Origin of the sequence: Lysinibacillus sp. A4, from assembly GCF_024919535.1 — a bacterium.
Taxonomy (GTDB): domain Bacteria; phylum Bacillota; class Bacilli; order Bacillales_A; family Planococcaceae; genus Lysinibacillus; species Lysinibacillus capsici.
Genome location: NZ_JANWTB010000009.1, coordinates 74,796 through 92,988, shown reverse-complemented (window position 1 = coordinate 92,988; position 18,193 = coordinate 74,796). Strand labels below are relative to the sequence as shown.

Here is an 18,193-nt window from a genome sequence, read left to right as displayed (position 1 = left end):
AATTATTACATAACCCCAATGAACAACAAAGCACTCACCGTACATTCGGTGAGTGCTTCATGATTAGTTCTCTTCAGCTACTTTAGAGTAACGTTTATTGTGCAGTAGCATGAAGTAGCCAAATGTGATTGCTAAGAATGCTACTAAGAAACCAGCTAGAACACCATAGTTTTGCATTAAGAATGTCGTATCACCAGTAGAAATACTTGATTTAAATGCTTGAACTGTATATGTCATCGGTAATAGCTTGTTAAATACTTGTAATGGTGAAGGTATTAATTCTAATGGGAATGTACCTGCACTTGTTGTTAATTGTAAAATTAGTACAACTATTGCCATGAAACGACCAGGGTCACCAAAGATCGAAACAAGCATTTGAATTAAGGCTAAAAATACATAGCTTGTTAATAAGGCTGTTAAAATAAAGTAGCTCATGTTATTCACTTCGAGTCCTAGACCCCATTTGACAATAACTACTGTTAGTAATGTTTGCACTAAACCTACGACTGCTAGTACAGTCACTTTACTTGTAAACCAAGATGCCCCGTTTTTAGGACGAATAGCAGGTTCAACAAGTGGGAACACAATTGAAATTAATAATGCTCCTACGAATAAACCTAGAGAAATAAAGTATGGTGCAAAACCTGTACCATAGTTAGGAACATGGTTTACAGACTCTTTTTCAACTTCAACTGGACTACCTACCATATCGTAAGTGTCTTGATTTGCTTTGACTTCATTTGCTTTTTCACTTGCCTCACCTAATTTGCCTGATAATGTAGACGTACCGTCAGCAAGTTCTGTAGAACCATCTGCAAGTGTTGCTGAACCTTGTGCTAGCTCACCAGATTTTGAAGCAAGGGTAGATGTCCCTTGATTTAATGTCGTTGTACCATTCGCTAATTCATTTAAACCAGATGCCAATGTTTTAGAGCCTGTTACAGCTGTATTCACACCTGCATTTAGTTCCCCTAATTTTGCAGCTAATGTAGCATTACCTGCTTGTAGACCTTTTGCACCTTCCAATAAAGCATTACTTTTAGCTGTTAATGCATTCGCACCAGCTAGCACTTCTGCTTGACCTGCTGCAATTTGAGTTGCACCAGAGCTTACTTGATTGGCACCAGCTTGTAATTTTTCTGTACCAGCTGATAAAGATGTTAAACCGTTATGCACACTAGCACTACCTGCCTGTAGTTCCGCTAATGTTTGTGTCAACGCTGCTGCTTGTTCTTCAGGCATTGAAGCCATCATCGTTTGTAATTGATTTGATAGGGCTGTAATACCTGCCTCTACTTTTGCAGATCCCGCTGTTAATTGGGTTGCTGCACCATTCAATGCACCGGCGTTCTCAGCAATAGATGCTGCACCTGTACTAATTTGCTGTTGTTTGTCGTTTAAAGTGGTTAAACCAGCTCCAACTTTTGCAACACCCTGTGTATATTGTGATAACCCCTGTTCAAGGCTCGTTGCTCCATTTGCAGCTTGCTGTGCACCCTGTTGTAATTGAACTGTACCATCTTGTAGTTTGACTAAACCACTAGATAAGTCATTCGCGCCTTTTGCCGCATCTCCCGCACCTTTTGTTAATTTATCAGTACCATTTGATAGTTCAACTGTGCTCGATGCTAGTTGCTCCAGATATCCTTTTAAATCTTTTGCACCATTCGCTACTTTTTGTGCACCCTCATCTAGCTTATTTGAGCCATCTGCTGCTTCTGTAAAGCCATCTCCAAGTGTTGCAATGGAATCAAATAATTTTTCTGCATACGTCGCTGATACTTGAGAATTTACTTCAGCGCGTACACGATCCATTGCTGTCTCACCAATCTGAGCACCAAGGAAGTTCAATCCCTCGTTTGGAATGTAGTTCATTACTAATTTTGATGGTTTGTCATCTAATAGTGTTGTTGCATGTTCAGAGAAATTTGTTGGAATTTCCAAAATCATATAATAATCACGACTATTTAAGCCTTTTTCAGCTTCATCTTTTGAAACTTCTATAAAGTTAAATTGCTCGCTATCTATCAATTTATCGACCAAGGTATCCCCTAAGTCTAATTTAACGCCATCCATCTCAGCACCAGTATCCTCATTAACAACTGCTACTGGAAGATTAGGAAGCCCCGCATACGGATCCCAAAACGCCCATAAAAACATACCCGCATACATTACTGGAATAAATAATACAGCAATGATTGAAACAAGCATTTTTCTTGTTTTAAAGATCTTTAGCCACTCAGCTTTAATCATATAATATCCTCACTCCTAAACTATTTGACCGAAAACGTCATTTGGTCATTTTCATTCAAAAAAAATAATCAACCTCGACAATATTGCAAAAAGAGTACTTGATTCGATACTTATACTGCTGTATTTTTTCGAATCAAGTTAGAATCAAACCTCGAAAGATAGTTTCCTTAAAAAGATTAAGAATCTTTTCTTCAGGGATTACATCACCATGTAACTCATGCCAATCGACAACAAAAGCAAGATATGCCTTCAGCAATAAGTAACTAACTAGCTCCGCATCACACTCTCTAATTTCACCTTTATTAATACGTCGTTGTATTAACTCTGCGACATACGATAAGATTTCAGTCTCGATACGTAGTAGCACCTGTTTAACTGCTGGTGTTCGTAATTCTTTTTCTTCCTCGATTAGCTTTGCAAATAAAAGATGTTTTTCTCGGAACTGTAGCATTTTCATTAAAGCATTATGCGCATTATCCATAAAGCTTGCTGATGCATCCAACACTGCATCTGCTTCCGCTTTCATCTCTCGTACAAGTGACATTGCGATCTCTTGAAATAAAATTTCTTTATTTGCAAAGAATGTATAAATCGTACCTTTACCTACATTGGCAATTTTCGCCACTTGCTCCATTGTTGTTGCCTTGTAGCCAAACAATGTAAAAGATTTTGCAGCTGCTTCAAGAATTTCCTGCCTACGATCCATTAGTAACATCCTTTCTAATTAGGTTATGTACATCTCTCGTACACTTTAATAAAAATGACCAGAAAACCATTTCGGTCATCTGGTCATTATCATATTCCTATTTCAAAAAAATTGCAAGCCTTTAATGATGATTTTTTTCATCTTTTTTCTCTTCCTCATGATCCATATCATTTGAAGTGTCATTATTATGGTCCATCATGTTATTATCCATGCTGTTATTGGCTTTTTCATCCTCTGGGGCAACCTTTGTCATATCAGGGCTTCCAGCAATAATTTGTTGCTTTGGCATATTATGAACACCGTTAGCTGTTGTATGTGCATACATATAATACACACCATCATAATCAAAAGTAGTCGTTGCTTTATATACACCGTCTTGCTCTAATTTCCCATCAATCATTTGTCCTTCATCGCGTTTTCCTGATTCCCAAACTTCGAATTCTACTACAGCATCATCGACATTTTTTCCACCTTGTTCAACATGTGCTGCCAGCTCAATCGTTTCATTGAGTGCTACTTCTTTTGGTGTTAAAATTTCCACTTCTGGGATCTGTGGTACTTCTGGTTCTGGCAATGCCTCTTTTTTTTCTCCACATCCTACTAATAATGTAGGGGCTGCAATTAGCGCAAATAACCACTTTTTCATCTTTTAATCCTCCATTAATGGCAACCGTATCTTCACGGATGTGCCTTTTTCAAAAACACTTTCAATTTCTAACGTTCCCTGTAACTGTTTTAATAACTGTTCAACAATCGATAAACCGAGTCCACTACCACCGTCTGCACGACTTCGAGCTTTGTTAACACGATAAAATCGTTCAGTGACATGGGTTAAATCCTCGGCAGGAATACCAATTCCATAATCCCTAATGGTAATTTGTGCACTACCAGCCTTTTCAGCAGCAACAATTTCCACCTTAGAATTTTCATGCGAGTAATTAATCGCATTTTCAATAATGTTAATAAAAATTTGTTTTAGTTTTACTTCATCCGCTTCAATAATTAGGGCATCATCTACATCTAAATATAAAGTTATGTTCTTTTTATTTGCTTGATGCGTTAAGATTTTTTGAACCTCTCGTAATGTTTCACCTAACGGAATTGGATATAAATCAATTTCGGTTTGTTCATTTTCTGTTCTTGCCAGCTGAAGTAATTCGTTTGTTAAGCGTTCCATGCGATTGGCCTCACGTACGATTAGCTGAATAGTTTCTTCTTTTTGGCCTTCTGTGATGATGCCATTTTGCATGGCTTCGCTATAGCCCTTTACATAGCTAATCGGTGTTCGTAATTCATGCGAGACTGTTGCCAAGAATGTTTTTTGGGCTTCATCCTCTTGCTGAATGGCCTCTGCCATTTTATTAAAGGTACTAGATAATTTACCGATTTCATCCCGTGAATTGACAGGTACACGAGTCTCATAATTCCCATAGGACATCTGCTCCACTGCAAGCTGTAAATCGTTTAATGGTCGCATAATATGTCGAATCCCTTTATAAATTAAATAGCTAACAACTACTAAAAATATGAAGGCACTAATAAACAATAAAATAACGCCACTATTTGCCAATTCACTAATTTTGGCCAGTGGGAAATAAATATAAATAATACCTTCTAATCGATTTTGATCAACAAGTGGTACAACCACCGAAATAAGTTGTCGATCAAAACGAGGCTCGTACCCAATTTTTTGCACATACTTTCCTGCCAATAATTTTTGTCTTTCCTCAGGACCAATCAATGTCTCATAATCGATATCAAATGGAACACAGGCACTTAATTCACGAGGATTCCTTACCGCAAATATATTCAAGTTGGAATAATCATTAAATTCTTCAATATCTGCAATAAATTCATCCGTTACCTTGCCATTGTCATACATTGTCTGTAGCTTCAATCCAACTTCGACCATTGTATCTTCTGTATCTTGTACATATAAACGTTGATATAAAAAATTTGTGAGAACATACATAAAGACGACGGTAATAATTAAAAAGGCGAAAATTAACAACCAAATGCGCGTGGCAATTTTTTTCATTCGCCAGGATCAAAGCGGTAGCCCACACCCCAAACGGTTTGGATATGTGAAGCCGCATCCTTTCCAAGCTTTATTCGTAAAGTTTTAATATGTGTATCTACCGTGCGTGTTCCACCTACATAATCAATATCCCAAATGCGTTCTAATAATTGCTCTCTCGAATAGGCATTTCCTGGATTTTTCATAAATAAGTGTAAGAGTTCAAATTCCTTTAAAGTAAGTGGAATACTCTTTCCATCAACAGATACTTTTCGTGCTATTTCATCTATTTTAATAGAGCCAAAAATTACATACTTTTGCTGTAGTTCTGTAATATTTGCACCACTTCGTCTTAATACAGCATAAATTCTGGCTACGAGTTCATCATGTGTAAATGGCTTAACAATATAATCATCTCCGCCAAGTGTAAGACCTTTCACTTTATCCTCATTCGCATCACGTGCAGTTAAAAAAATAATCGGCACATTGGACATAGCCCGAATACTTTGACAAACAACAAAACCATCCTCATGTGGCATCATAACATCAAGTAAGACTAAATCTATATTTTCACGCACTATTACATCGTAAGCCTCAGTTCCACTAGCGGCAGTATATGTCTCTATATCAGAGTTATTGAGCATCATTTCAATTAAATTACGCATATCCTGCTCATCATCAACTATTAATACAGTTGTCATCATTGTTCCTCCCTTACTAACAGCTGAAAAGCACCTTTCCCTACATCAACTGTTTTTTCCTTCTGGCCATCTTTTATAAAATACAATGTATGATCATCATAGCCAGCGACAACAATATAATCTTTAAATTGATCCACTACAAATGGATTTGCCCCAACCTCTTGTTGCCATTTGATATGGCCATCAAAGTCAGCCACATATAACTCGTTGTGACCATGACTTACAACAAGAACAGCATCTTTGGTCTTTTTTAATCCTACTGGCATCAAAGGCATGTCAATCTCTCCATGCAGTTGACCTGTAGTCAAATCATATTTTTTAACAGAACTATTTGGCTTACTTCCTTCCCCATGACCGCCTACCCATAGCTCATGTGTTTCTTCTAGAACAGCTATTCCATGTGCAGATTTTTGAATCGGCCACTCTTGCTCAATTTTTAAATCCTTCATATTTAACACAGATAACTTTGTATCTTTAAAATTAATAACATATAGTTTATCCCTATACGATGTCATTGACATGGGATAATTGCCAAGTTGTTGTGAAGCTAGCTGATTGCCTTCTTGATCAAAGCTTGTCACTGTATTGGTTTTACTATTCGTGATAAAAAATTGCTTGATGTTGTCATCGTAGTATACATTGGTCGTACCAATCTCTACTTTTTTTGAATAGAGCTTTTCTCCAGTGGATATTGTATAGACGTCGATGTTATTTAATTGGTGTCCATATAATAAAACTTGGTCATTTCCTAATAGGATGGCCCCTGAATAAGCCTTATCAAATAACCATGTCGCAAGTATATTCCCATCCTCATCAATAAAATCTAATGATGGCTCTTGTATATTTAATGAAGCTATAAAACTTCGTTCCTTTTCAATGGGTTCATATGACTTTTCAGCGCAACCCGCTAACCATATAATTTGTAGTAACGAAAAAATGAAGAATGCCCATTTTTTCAACTTTATCACCTCTGCCCCTTTACTATACTTCACAATTGTGAAATTCGGGTGAAACTTGGAAGGTAAATTTATGACAAACCATGAAAATACATTTCACATATCAGGCGCGCAATTCTTCTAACAGTTCAATCATCCAACCAATATTTCCGTCCTTACATATATTACAAAGATAATGGTAAGGAGGAATAGAGTATGATATCCATTAGCTTATGTATGATTGTAAAAAATGAAGAAGATGTTATTGGTCGATGTCTTGACTCTGTCAAAGATATAGTAGACGAAATTAATATTGTTGATACGGGATCAACAGATAGTACAAAGCAAGTGGTTGCACAATATACAGACCGAATTTTTGATTTTACATGGATACATCACTTTGCAGCAGCACGAAACTTTTCGTTTCAACAAGCAACAAAAGAATACATCCTCTGGCTTGATGCTGACGATGTTTTTTTAGACGAAGACCGCCAAAAATTAAAGGCACTCAAAGCATCTCTTACTTCCGATATTGATGCTGTTTCTATGAATTATCATTTAAGTTTCGATCATGAGGGAAATGCAGATACCTTAATAAGAAGATATCGCCTTGTCAGGAGGGAAAAGCAATTTCAATGGATTGGTGCAGTTCATGAATATTTAGAAGTTTGTGGTATGTTGTTTGATAGTGATGTTGCTGTCAGCCATTTACCGTTAACCCATGATCACTCCCGCAATATTACGATTTATAGACAACTGATTGAAACGGGAGAAACACTATCACCACGTGATACATTTTATTTTGCTAATGAGTTAGTAGATCATGGCCTGTTTGAGGAAGCTATTTATTATTATGAATTATTTTTAACGTCCAAATTAGGGTGGATTGAAGATAACATACGTGCCTGCTTAAAATTAGCTGATTGCTATTCCCATTTAAACGATAAAGGAAACAATTTCAGCGCTATACTACGAAGCTTTGAATACGATATCCCCCGACCAGAAGCCTGCTGTCGCCTAGGTTATCACTTTATGGAACAATCTAGAAATTACGAAGCTATATTTTGGTATGAGCAAGCTCTAGTGATTAAACAGAAGCCAAATGCGCCCTTTCAAAACAAAAGCTTTTCTACATGGCTACCCCACTTACAGCTCTGTGTTCTTTACGATCGCTTACAACAATATGAACTAGCCAATGCCCATAATGAATTAGCGGGCTCGTTTATTCCGAATGACCCAAAAATTCTACACAATAAAGAATATTTCAAGCGTATTTTAACAATCAATCAAAATGACTCTTAAAAAATATCAATCACCATCTAAAAAGTTTCGTCTTCTATTCACAGGATAAACATCCAATTATCTTAAATACAATTGCAACGAATCTATAAATAACTCTCTATTTACAAGTAATTAATAGTTATGTGTCTACCTCTCCTCTCCTTCCTCAGAATACGATATTTGAGAGAGGAGGTGAGATTATGCATTTTGGAAATTTTATAGATAGAGTTTGCAGTAAGTGTCATTCATTTCCCTGTTGTTGTAAAACTGGTCCTATTCCAAGTTGTCCAATTTGGCCAGTGAAACCTACAGGACCGACCGGGGGGATAACTGGACCTACAGGTAGTACAGGTGTGACTGGCGTTACCGGCGCTACTGGCGGTACTGGCGCTACTGGCGGTACTGGCGCTACTGGGGTAACCGGCGCTACTGGCGGTACTGGCGCTACCGGCGGTACTGGGGCTACTGGGGCTACCGGCGCTACTGGCGTGACTGGCGCTACTGGGGTAACTGGCGGTACTGGGGTAACTGGCGCTACCGGCGCTACTGGCGGTACTGGGGCTACTGGTGAGACCGGCGTTACTGGCGGTACTGGGGTAACTGGCGCTACCGGCGCTACTGGCATTACTGGGGTAACTGGGGCTACCGGCGCTACTGGGGCTACCGGCGTTACTGGGGTAACCGGGGCTACTGGCGCTACTGGTTCTACGGGTGAGACCGGCGCTACTGGGGTTACTGGTTCTACGGGTGTAACCGGCGCTACTGGCATTACTGGGGTAACTGGGGCTACCGGCGTTACTGGTGTAACCGGCGTTACTGGCGTTACTGGCGTTACTGGTGTAACCGGCGTTACTGGCGTTACTGGCGTTACTGGCGCTACTGGCGCTACTGGGGCAATCGGACCTACTGGCGCTACCGGCGTTGCTGGGGCTACAGGTGAGACCGGCGCTACTGGCGTTACTGGGGCTACTGGGGTAACCGGCGCTACTGGCGTTACTGGCGCAATCGGACCTACTGGCGCTACCGGCGTTGCTGGGGCTACTGGGGTAACCGGCGCTACTGGCTTGACTGGCGCAATCGGACCTACTGGCGCTACCGGCGTTGCTGGGGCTACTGGGGTAACCGGCGCTACTGGCTTGACTGGCGCTACCGGCGCTACTGGCGCTACTGGGGCAATCGGACCTACTGGCGCTACAGGTGAGACCGGCGCTACTGGCGTTACTGGGGCTACTGGGGTAACCGGCGCTACTGGCGTTACTGGTGCAATCGGACCTACTGGCGCTACCGGCGTTGCTGGGGCTACGGGTGAGACCGGCGCTACTGGGGTTACTGGTTCTACGGGTGTAACCGGGGCTACTGGCTTGACTGGTGCAATCGGACCTACCGGCGCTACTGGGGCTACCGGGGTTGCTGGGGCTACTGGCGTTACTGGAGTAACCGGTGCAATCGGACCTACTGGCGCTACAGGTGTTACTGGCGCAATCGGGCCTACTGGCGCTACAGGTGTTACTGGCGCAATCGGACCTACTGGCGCTACCGGCGTTGCTGGGGCTACGGGTGAGACCGGCGCTACTGGGGTTACTGGTTCTACGGGTGTAACCGGGGCTACTGGCGTTACCGGCGTTGCTGGCGCAATCGGACCTACTGGGGTAACTGGCGCTACTGGCGCTACCGGCGCTACTGGGGTAACTGGCGCTACCGGTGTTGCTGGTTCTACGGGCGTTACTGGGGCTACTGGCGTTACTGGGGCTACTGGCGTTACTGGGGCAATCGGACCTACTGGGGTAACTGGGGCTACCGGTGTTGCTGGGGCTACGGGCGTTACTGGGGCGACTGGGGTAACTGGGGCTACCGGCGTTACTGGTTCTACAGGCACTACTGGCTTGACTGGTGCAATCGGACCTACTGGCGCTACCGGCGTTGCTGGGGCTACGGGTGAGACCGGCGCTACTGGGGTTACTGGTTCTACGGGTGTAACCGGGGCTACTGGCGTGACTGGTGCAATCGGACCTACTGGCGCTACTGGGGTAACTGGCGCTACCGGCGTTACTGGGGTAACCGGCGCTACCGGCGTTACTGGGGTAACTGGGGCTATCGGCGTTACTGGCGCTACCGGTGCTACTGGGGCTGCGTTTACTGAAGGATTCTCTGCCTTTAAAAACACGTTGGCTGTTAGTGGATCTACTTCAATCACTAACTGGAGTGTTGCTTCACCATACTTTACAACACCTGCTTTCAATCCAACAACTGGGATATTCACTGTACCAACTACAGGTAGGTATTCCTTTGAAGCAACCATTAACTACTCCACTGCTGCGGCTATTACCGTCACTTTAGGAGCAGGAATAAACCCTTCATTTGCAATTAGACAAAATGCTACTACAAATTTAATTAGTGGCTTGTTCCCTGTACTAAACGTCAATGTGGCGCTTGTATTAACTTTACGCGCAGTTCTTGGAAATGGCACTATCACTTTAGCAGGAGAAGTGAATTTAAATGCTGGAGATACGATTGATTTGTTCTATGAAGCAAATGGATTGACTATCTCTCTTACACTAGGCGGCGCTAACTCTGGTGGTATTGTTTGGTCATGTCATCGAATTTCTTAGCGTTAGGACATTAATCAGCAATACAGCTCTTAGTAGAAATAGCAAACCACTATTTTGTGGTTTGCTATTTCTTTTTCATGTAACAATATAAAAAATAGTACAAACATTAATAATAAATGTTTGTACTATCTGATTTGCATTACTTGAACATTTCCATTAATACTTCATTCGCAACCTGTTTACCTTGTTGTACACATTCTGGAATTGATATTCCTTCAAACGAGCTTCCTGCAAGCTTTACAGTTGGAAAATGTTCTTGTAATTCTTGCTTGATACGAAGGACTTTCGCCTCGTGCCCAACTGTATATTGTGGCATCGCATTTTTCCAACGTGTTACAACAGTTGTGATCGGTGCTCCATCGATACCAATCGTTTTCTTTAAATCCTGTAGCACGGTTTTTTCGATCTCCGTATCCGATAACGCCACAATTGCTTCGTCACCCACTCGACCAATATAACTACGTAATAATACATAATCCTCTGGTGAAGTACCTGGCCATTTTCGATTCATCCAAGTGCAGGAAGTAATTGAAAAATCACTATTTCGAGAGACATAAAAAGAAAGTGCATCTAAATCACCGAGTTGTTCCTTTTTAAAGGCCATTGTAACGGTTGCAATAGTTGCAGCCTTCATAGTGCCCAATTCATGTAATAGACTTAACTTACTAAACATTTTTTCAGCCATATTAAAGGGGGTAGCAATAATAACAGCATCTGCTTTAATATGCGAAAAATTATTGAGCATCACCTGAACTGAACCATCCTTACCATGCTCAATTTCCTCTACTTTGACACCCTTCATCACTGTCCCCGGAAGTAGGGATTCTTCAATACTTTCGATAAGTGTTTCAAGGCCATTGCTAAAGGTTTGAAAGATACCTTTATTTTCAGCTATGTGATGATTGCTTAAGAAATTCGTGCCTGACTTCTTCATACCAATCAGCAAACTACGATATTGTTGTTCTAAACTATAAAGCTGCGGGAAGGTTGAACTCATACTTAATTGCTCAATATCCCCTGCAAATGTACCCGCTAGTAGGGGCTCTACTAGATTTTCCACAATCTCTGCACCAAATCTTCTTCTAAAAAAAGCGCCTAATGGTTGATCGTCATCCTGTGTAGAACGAGGAATGAAAAAGTCCCCCGCCGCACGAACTTTACCACTAAGTGAGAACAGGCCAGAAGTTATGAATGAAGAGATATGTGGTGTCTCTCCAGATAGGAGATGACTAGGTATTGGATATAACTGACTACCAACAGCAACATAGTTTGGACCCGCATTACTTGTTAATAGTTTCTGTTCGATCCCGAGATCCTTCGCTAAAGCATTGACATAGTTTTCACGATCAAAAAAAGATTCTGGCCCACGCTCAATAATGAATCCATCTTTTCTTAGAGTTTGAATTTTTCCGCCAAGACGTAATGACGACTCGACAAGTACGATATCTAATGGCAATTCTTTTGCGCTTGCTTCTTTTTGCATATAGAACGCAGCTGTAAGGCCTGTAATGCCACCGCCTATGACAACTACCTTTCGTCTTTTCTGAGTCACCAACATCATCACTTTCTTTTCGCTTAGCTTAATTTTTTATGAATCGCCTCTACCATCGCATCAATAAATAAAGGATGTGTATTTGGCATCGCTGGACGATAGTATTTTGCACCAAGTTCATCACAAACAACTTTACATTCATAATCGTTGTCATACAACACTTCTAAATGCTCTGTTACGAAACCTACTGGTGTATAAACAAATGAACGGAAGCCTTTTTCTTCGAATAGCTCACGTGTTAAGTCTTGAACATCTGGACCAATCCAAGGCTCTGGGGTTTGGCCTGCTGATTGCCAGCCAACCTCTACATTTTTTAAACCAGTCGCAGCTTGAATAAGACGAGCTGTTTCAATTAGTTGATCTTCATATGGATCACCTAAGTTTTTAATTTTTTCAGGCAATGAATGTGCTGATACAACTAGACAAGCTGTCTCACGTTCTTCTTCTGACATTGCATTGAATGTCTCATTCACTTGTTGTTTCCAGTATTCTATGAATTTTGGCTCGTCATACCAAGATTCCACAGAAGTTATCTTTAAGCGACCTCCTGCAGCCTCTTCAGCACGACCATTATAAGACTTAATTGAGAAAGTAGAGAAATGAGGAGCTAAAACAATAGAAACCGCTTCTTTTATGCCCTCCTCCACCATTTGCTCTACTGCATCTTCTATAAATGGATGAATATGTTTTAAACCAATAAACAATTTATATTCTACAGCATCCTGTACTTCGTTCAAACGTGTACATAATTCTTCAGCTTGTGCTTGTGTTGCCGCAGCTAATGGGGATAAACCACCGATTGCTTCATAGCGGCTACGTAAATCTTCTAAATGCTCTGCAGAAGGTTTACGTCCATGACGAATATGCGTATAGTAAGGTTCAATATCTTCTTCTTTATAAGGTGTGCCGTATGCCATTACTAATAAGCCTTTAACTTCTTTCATTACCCTTTTCACCTCTAAAATTGTTTTATGTTTTCATACATTATGTGATAAAAAGAAGCTGCCCAATCTGGCTTGTTGGACAGCCCCTTTTCTACATTGAAATAAAAATTTCCTATATAGAAAAGGTCATATGATTCACGCCTGATTGTCTTCTATTAAGAACGAGCTTGAATTTGTTGAGCACTATATTCATGAATAAGCGTTGTAAGACGTTTTAAGACATCTGGGTCAACCTCTGGGAAAACACCATGACCAAGATTAAAGATATGACCTGGCATTTCTAGACCTTGATCAATAATATCTTTCGTTCGTTTCTCAATCACTGACCAATCTGCAAGTAATAGAGATGGATCTAAGTTTCCTTGTACAGGCTTGGTAATACCATTGGCACGTGCGTCTTTAATCGGTAAACGCCAATCTAAGCCCACAACATCTATCGGTAAATCATTCCATTCCCTTGCTAAATGGCTAGCACCCACTCCAAATTGAATTAATGGTACATTTTCTTTTTGCAACTCTGCAAAAATACGAGTCATAATCGGTTTAATAAATACACGGTAATCCTCTACATTTAGGGCTCCAACCCATGAATCGAATACTTGGATAGCTTTTGCACCAGCTTTAATTTGAGCCGTTACATCTGCAATAATCATGTCAGCAAGTTTATCCATTAAAGCAAACCAAGCTTGAGGTTCTGATACCATAAATGATTTTGTTTTATTATAGTTTCTTGAAGGTCCACCTTCAATCATGTAGCTTGCAAGTGTGAATGGGGCTCCAGCAAAACCGATTAGAGGTACATTTAATTGCTCTTCTGCAAGTAATTTGATTGTCTCTAATACAAATGGTGTATGCTCTTTAGCATTGAATTCACCTAGTTTTTCTACATCCGCTACTGAACGAATAGGATTTGAAATAACAGGACCAACACCTGCCTTGATTTTCACATCTATCCCAATTCCAGGGAGAGGTGTGACAATATCTTTATATAAAATAGCAGCATCTACATTGTAATTTTCTACAGGTAGACGAGTGACATACGCACATAGCTCAGGTTGATGTGTAATTTCCTCTAAGGAATACTTTTCTTTAATGGCACGGTATTCTGGCTGAGAACGTCCTGCCTGACGCATATACCAAACTGGTGTATGAGCGGTCCTTTCTCCACGTGCAGCACGTAGAAGTGTATCATTAAAAGTTGTCATGAATAGTTCCTTCCCCTCAATAAATTCTTACTATAAAAAATCGCATGTTTATTCCTTTATTATTGATATCCGTTTCCAATAGTAAACGCTTCCTCTGTTATTGTATAGTTTTCCTAGTGAAATGTCATAAAATTGTTCTTTCTAGGCATATTCTTTTTGAACGGAGCGTTAGACTTACGCCAGAAAGGGTATAATCACGCTATATTAGTAAGATTCATAAGGAGGATAAATTCATGTATATTTATTTAACTTCTGGTACTGGCGATTTTTTGGAACAGGTAAAAAATAAGTATCCTAATGAACATATGATTTTAATTCATGGCGAAGGTAACTCTGTACTGATACATGAAACAGAAGGAAAAACAGTATTTGCGACACCCCGTAAATTTGAAGTGCTAGATTCAGTAAATGATTTAGAGGAACATGGTTTCTTTGTTTTCAATAATATTCCTGTAACAGATGAAGGAAGACCAGTTTTCGAGCATCGCTTTTTAGAACGTTCACGCGCTATTGAAAACGAGCCTGGCTTTGTTGCCTTCCGTTTATTAAGGCCTATCAAGAGTGATACTTACATTGTCATGACTCAATGGCATGGACCCCATTCATTTGAGGCATGGAAGAGTTCTAAAGCCTATGAAACTGCCCATGCTAGAAGAGATGATTCAACTGGGATACGCCAGCAAAATATCTTCTCATCAGCTTCTTATGTAACTACCTATAGTGCTATACCGAAAGAAGAAGATTCATAATAAATTTAAATAATTAAAAGCTCATTTATCCAACAATATCATTGGTAAATGAGCTTTTTAGTATTTTATTCTACTTTGAAACCTTCGACGTTAATTCACTAATCATCATAACAATGATGAAGGCAATATAAAACATTGGTTGTGTCATAGCACATAAGCCCACAACAATAGCTTGTGTAATCATGGCTAAACGCACAATTTGCTTCACAGCTAGTTGACGAGCATGATCTGGTAACGGATAGAGCATGTCCATTCGAAATTCGCCACTGGCTAACAGAGCTTGTTTTAACTGAATAGTTGTCGCAAAGCTGAGTGCACCCGCTACAATCCATGTAACGACAGGAATATCTACAAATGCCGCAATGATTGCTGATATAGCAGTAAGGCGTACCCATAAATAGAAATGGTCATCTGTCCGAATAAAGGTACGAAATACCAGGTACTTTTGAGCATTTCCCTGACCGTATGGTACAAATTTATAGAGCCAGTCCATCCAGCTTCGACGTCGAATGCTACCGTGTAAATGAGGTACGTCTGTAAAATAATTTGCAAAACGATAGAAGCTCATCATACGATTCTGTTCAAGCTTGACAAAATGCTCATACGGCACTGGTTCGCCAACTGATTTTTTACTAAAGACCATCAAATAAACAACACTAATAACTGTCGCGATTACTGCTAATAACAACTGCGCATGAAGCCCCATATAAACAGCAGCCGCAAAAATGACAGCTCGGATAAACCTATCTACCCAAACCATCTGCCCTCGTTCACTATAACGATAGCTGAATTCTCCTCGAACACTTAGATATTTCAACACAATAGTAAGTAAAAATATTGTCCATATTTCGACCGTTGTTAATTCAGTCACGGCTTTTAATAAAGGGATACTAACAATATAGACAATCGCTACAATCCACACTTGAGACCAAAACGTCCAAGCCAACGCCTTGCTGAAGTACAAAGACATCTTTGATTCTAAAGGTAATAAGTATACTTGATCTGGCTCTCTCAACAATGTAGTCGGACGGCTAAAGGCCAATAAAATCCCTATGATAACAGCTATCAGGACTTCTGCTGGAAAGTCTGTTTGAACAACTTTCAGCCATTCGCTATATTGATAGCCCCCTGCTCCTATTAGAAATACAAGTACGATGGCTATATGCCCTGTAAAAATAAATTGCATATATTTTTGTACTTCTCCTATATAATGCATGAAGCGAGAGGACCATACATCACGCAAGTTCTTCATGGTCCCGCTCCTTTGTCATAGCAATATAGAGGTCATCTAATGTCGCATTCGGCATAGCAAATGATTGACGTAAATCAGCCATTGTTCCTTGTGCTCGAACTTTTCCTTCATGCAATAAGATAATGCGATCACAATACTTTTCAGCTGTCGATAGAATATGTGTAGACATTAATATAGAAGCGCCTTCTTTTTTCTTTTCATCCATTTGGTCTAATAACGATTGAATACCTAGTGGATCCAATCCCACAAAAGGTTCATCAATAATATATAGACTTGGATTCACTAAAAAGGCACACATAATCATAACTTTTTGACGCATTCCCTTCGAAAAATGTGAAGGGAACCAATTTAATCTTTTCTCCATTCGAAACTCTTTTAACAGTACCTCAGAACGAGCATCCAGTGTTGCTTTGTCAATACCGTAAGCCATTGCTGTTAATTCTAAATGCTCTCTTAATGTTAGCTCATCGTACAATACAGGGGTTTCAGGAATATAAGAAAAAGCTGTACGATACTTGTCCGTATCTTCCTTTAATGTTACACCATTTAGACGAATGTCACCTTCCTTTGGCAACATTGTTCCTATAATATGTTTAATCGTTGTACTTTTACCAGCTCCATTTAAGCCAATTAAGCCAACTAGTTCACCTTTTCCAATCGTAAAAGATAGATCTTTAATAACAGGTTTTCTTGTATAACCACCTGTTACACGCTGTACCTCTAATACTGACATATTCTCACTCCTCTTCTTGTATTATATATTATCAAAAATTAGCAAATGATACAGGTTTGAGTATGATAGAATGTACTTACATATACGTTAAGGGGGAAATTCTTATGAGCGATTGCCTATTTTGCAAAATTATCGATGGTTCTATTCCAAGTACAAAAATTTACGAAGACGATCATGTCTATGCATTCACAGACATTTCACCTGTTGCAAAGGGCCATACACTATTAATTCCAAAACATCACTGCCAAGATCTATTTGAAATGCCAGAGGAAGTTGCGCGTAATCTATATGCTGTAGCGCCAAAAATTGCAAATGCTATTAAAGCAGCATTTCAGCCCATTGGTTTGAATACCATTAATAACAACGGTGCTGCTGCTGGACAAACTGTTTTCCACTACCACTTACATTTTATTCCGCGTTACGATGAAAAAGAAGGGCTAGGCTTAATTTGGCAAACACAAAAGTACTCACCAGAGCAGTTGACAGAAGTAGCAGAAAGTATTAAAGCCAATCTATAAGCCATTTGTAATATTTTAACATCTGAATGTTCAGAATACTGTATTGCAAATTTTAAAAATTTAGCGTACAATCACAAATAAGTTTCGCTAGCGGTCAAGAGGACACGTTAGGAGACAAATAGATTAGCATAGTCGAGGAGAGATTCAAATGAATACAAAGAATTTAGTATTAATGGCACTATTAGTTGGTGTCGGTGCTGCACTTTATGTGGTTACACCAGGAATGGTGAATGGGATGAAGCCTGATTTTATGTTAACCATGATGTTTATTGGTATTCTGTTATTCCCAACAGTGAAAGAAACGTTCCTACTTTCTCTTTCAACAGGGGTGCTTTCAGGTTTATTTACAACATTCCCAGCAGGTCTAGTTCCAAATATTATTGATAAAGCTGTTACTGGTTTTGTATTTTTAGCTGCTTTAATCATTCTCAAAAAACTGGCAGGTCATTTCGCCGTATCTGTTGTATTAGTTGGCTTGGGAACAATTCTTTCAGGAACTGTTTTCTTAGCAGTAGCGCTTTTTGTATTTAATGCAAATGTTGGCGCGACGTTTGCGATGCTATTTATTGGCGTTGTCCTTCCAGCTGTCGTATTTAACGTTGTTGCGTTTGCCGTTATTTACCCAATTGTTTCAAAATTAGTGAAGCGCTCTAAATTCAATTCAGCTATTTCTCAAATTTCATAAGTAAACATTTTAAATAATCAAAAGAAACTAAACTGTGAAGGTCAAATCATTCG

General features: G+C 39.9%; 16 protein-coding genes. 5 read left to right on the top strand and 11 right to left on the bottom strand.

Going from position 1 to position 18,193, the window contains the following annotated elements; all coding sequences use genetic code 11:
* Positions 1–63: 63 nt before the first annotated feature.
* The 6 genes from NY607_RS17870 to NY607_RS17845 form a co-directional block, all read right to left on the bottom strand.
* Positions 64–2,253: a YhgE/Pip domain-containing protein gene (locus NY607_RS17870; protein WP_237898677.1), complete on the bottom strand. Its 2,190-nt coding sequence runs from the start codon at positions 2,251–2,253 to the stop codon at positions 64–66.
* Between the two features lie 133 nt (positions 2,254–2,386).
* The gene (locus NY607_RS17865; protein WP_009373269.1) at positions 2,387–2,959 is read right to left on the bottom strand and encodes a TetR/AcrR family transcriptional regulator; all 573 of its coding nucleotides are present in this window, start codon (positions 2,957–2,959) and stop codon (positions 2,387–2,389) included.
* A gap of 121 nt (positions 2,960–3,080) precedes the next feature.
* Entirely contained in the window at positions 3,081–3,605 is a 525-nt protein-coding gene (locus NY607_RS17860; protein ID WP_259420081.1) for a FixH family protein, read from the bottom strand.
* A gap of 3 nt (positions 3,606–3,608) precedes the next feature.
* Positions 3,609–4,997, bottom strand: coding sequence for a sensor histidine kinase (locus NY607_RS17855; RefSeq protein WP_131521116.1), 1,389 nt, complete (start codon positions 4,995–4,997; stop codon positions 3,609–3,611).
* Complete coding sequence (locus tag NY607_RS17850; RefSeq protein ID WP_131521115.1) at positions 4,994–5,677, bottom strand: response regulator transcription factor; 684 nt, start codon at positions 5,675–5,677, stop codon at positions 4,994–4,996. The genes NY607_RS17855 and NY607_RS17850 overlap by 4 nt, the downstream gene beginning before the upstream one ends.
* Positions 5,677–6,645 (bottom strand): YncE family protein, encoded by a 969-nt coding sequence (locus NY607_RS17845; RefSeq protein ID WP_227744938.1) that lies wholly within the window; start codon positions 6,643–6,645, stop codon positions 5,677–5,679. Before NY607_RS17845 ends, NY607_RS17850 begins: the two co-directional genes overlap by 1 nt.
* Positions 6,646–6,828: 183 nt before the next feature.
* Here NY607_RS17845 and NY607_RS17840 point away from each other — a divergent pair, with 183 nt between their 5' ends.
* On the top strand, positions 6,829–7,914 hold the full coding sequence (locus tag NY607_RS17840) for a glycosyltransferase family 2 protein (protein ID WP_131521113.1): 1,086 nt from the start codon (positions 6,829–6,831) through the stop codon (positions 7,912–7,914).
* 179 nt (positions 7,915–8,093) lie between these two features.
* A complete protein-coding gene (locus NY607_RS24265; RefSeq protein WP_310794752.1) occupies positions 8,094–10,502 on the top strand; it encodes a beta strand repeat-containing protein in 2,409 nt (802 codons plus the stop codon).
* Between the two features lie 139 nt (positions 10,503–10,641).
* Here the strand turns inward: NY607_RS24265 and hemY are convergent, their stop codons facing one another.
* From hemY to hemE, 3 genes are all read right to left on the bottom strand, one after another.
* On the bottom strand, positions 10,642–12,063 hold the full coding sequence (gene hemY, locus NY607_RS17830) for a protoporphyrinogen oxidase (RefSeq protein WP_237898678.1): 1,422 nt from the start codon (positions 12,061–12,063) through the stop codon (positions 10,642–10,644).
* 14 nt (positions 12,064–12,077) lie between these two features.
* The gene (gene hemH / locus NY607_RS17825; protein WP_259420079.1) at positions 12,078–12,998 is read right to left on the bottom strand and encodes a ferrochelatase; all 921 of its coding nucleotides are present in this window, start codon (positions 12,996–12,998) and stop codon (positions 12,078–12,080) included.
* A gap of 155 nt (positions 12,999–13,153) precedes the next feature.
* Positions 13,154–14,203, bottom strand: coding sequence for a uroporphyrinogen decarboxylase (hemE, locus tag NY607_RS17820; protein ID WP_131521109.1), 1,050 nt, complete (start codon positions 14,201–14,203; stop codon positions 13,154–13,156).
* A gap of 233 nt (positions 14,204–14,436) precedes the next feature.
* Between hemE and NY607_RS17815 the strand changes: the two genes are divergently transcribed.
* The gene (locus tag NY607_RS17815) at positions 14,437–14,952 is read left to right on the top strand and encodes an antibiotic biosynthesis monooxygenase family protein (RefSeq protein ID WP_237898679.1); all 516 of its coding nucleotides are present in this window, start codon (positions 14,437–14,439) and stop codon (positions 14,950–14,952) included.
* 70 nt (positions 14,953–15,022) lie between these two features.
* Here the strand turns inward: NY607_RS17815 and NY607_RS17810 are convergent, their stop codons facing one another.
* Together NY607_RS17810 and NY607_RS17805 are read right to left on the bottom strand one after the other, a co-directional pair.
* Positions 15,023–16,204, bottom strand: coding sequence for an ABC transporter permease (locus tag NY607_RS17810; protein WP_237898681.1), 1,182 nt, complete (start codon positions 16,202–16,204; stop codon positions 15,023–15,025).
* Positions 16,188–16,937, bottom strand: coding sequence for an ABC transporter ATP-binding protein (locus tag NY607_RS17805; RefSeq protein ID WP_131521106.1), 750 nt, complete (start codon positions 16,935–16,937; stop codon positions 16,188–16,190). Before NY607_RS17805 ends, NY607_RS17810 begins: the two co-directional genes overlap by 17 nt.
* A 104-nt stretch (positions 16,938–17,041) precedes the next feature.
* Here NY607_RS17805 and NY607_RS17800 point away from each other — a divergent pair, with 104 nt between their 5' ends.
* Both NY607_RS17800 and NY607_RS17795 read left to right on the top strand, forming a co-directional pair.
* Entirely contained in the window at positions 17,042–17,455 is a 414-nt protein-coding gene (locus NY607_RS17800) for an HIT family protein (RefSeq protein WP_259420078.1), read from the top strand.
* A gap of 148 nt (positions 17,456–17,603) precedes the next feature.
* Entirely contained in the window at positions 17,604–18,140 is a 537-nt protein-coding gene (locus tag NY607_RS17795; protein WP_259420077.1) for a tryptophan transporter, read from the top strand.
* Positions 18,141–18,193 lie beyond the last annotated feature (53 nt).

Excerpts from the sequence above, each read along its gene's own strand:
- NY607_RS17800 (WP_259420078.1), top strand. The coding sequence starts at position 17,042 with ATGAGCGATTGCCTATTTTGCAAAATTATCGATGGTTCTATTCCAAGT.
- NY607_RS17840 (WP_131521113.1), top strand. The coding sequence starts at position 6,829 with ATGATATCCATTAGCTTATGTATGATTGTAAAAAATGAAGAAGATGTT.
- NY607_RS17865 (WP_009373269.1), bottom strand. The coding sequence starts at position 2,959 with ATGGATCGTAGGCAGGAAATTCTTGAAGCAGCTGCAAAATCTTTTACA.
- NY607_RS17810 (WP_237898681.1), bottom strand. The coding sequence starts at position 16,204 with ATGAAGAACTTGCGTGATGTATGGTCCTCTCGCTTCATGCATTATATA.
- NY607_RS17795 (WP_259420077.1), top strand. The coding sequence starts at position 17,604 with ATGAATACAAAGAATTTAGTATTAATGGCACTATTAGTTGGTGTCGGT.
- hemH (WP_259420079.1), bottom strand. The coding sequence starts at position 12,998 with ATGAAAGAAGTTAAAGGCTTATTAGTAATGGCATACGGCACACCTTAT.
- NY607_RS24265 (WP_310794752.1), top strand. The coding sequence starts at position 8,094 with ATGCATTTTGGAAATTTTATAGATAGAGTTTGCAGTAAGTGTCATTCA.
- hemE (WP_131521109.1), bottom strand. The coding sequence starts at position 14,203 with ATGACAACTTTTAATGATACACTTCTACGTGCTGCACGTGGAGAAAGG.
- NY607_RS17860 (WP_259420081.1), bottom strand. The coding sequence starts at position 3,605 with ATGAAAAAGTGGTTATTTGCGCTAATTGCAGCCCCTACATTATTAGTA.
- NY607_RS17855 (WP_131521116.1), bottom strand. The coding sequence starts at position 4,997 with ATGAAAAAAATTGCCACGCGCATTTGGTTGTTAATTTTCGCCTTTTTA.
- NY607_RS17850 (WP_131521115.1), bottom strand. The coding sequence starts at position 5,677 with ATGACAACTGTATTAATAGTTGATGATGAGCAGGATATGCGTAATTTA.
- hemY (WP_237898678.1), bottom strand. The coding sequence starts at position 12,063 with ATGATGTTGGTGACTCAGAAAAGACGAAAGGTAGTTGTCATAGGCGGT.
- NY607_RS17870 (WP_237898677.1), bottom strand. The coding sequence starts at position 2,253 with ATGATTAAAGCTGAGTGGCTAAAGATCTTTAAAACAAGAAAAATGCTT.
- NY607_RS17805 (WP_131521106.1), bottom strand. The coding sequence starts at position 16,937 with ATGTCAGTATTAGAGGTACAGCGTGTAACAGGTGGTTATACAAGAAAA.
- NY607_RS17815 (WP_237898679.1), top strand. The coding sequence starts at position 14,437 with ATGTATATTTATTTAACTTCTGGTACTGGCGATTTTTTGGAACAGGTA.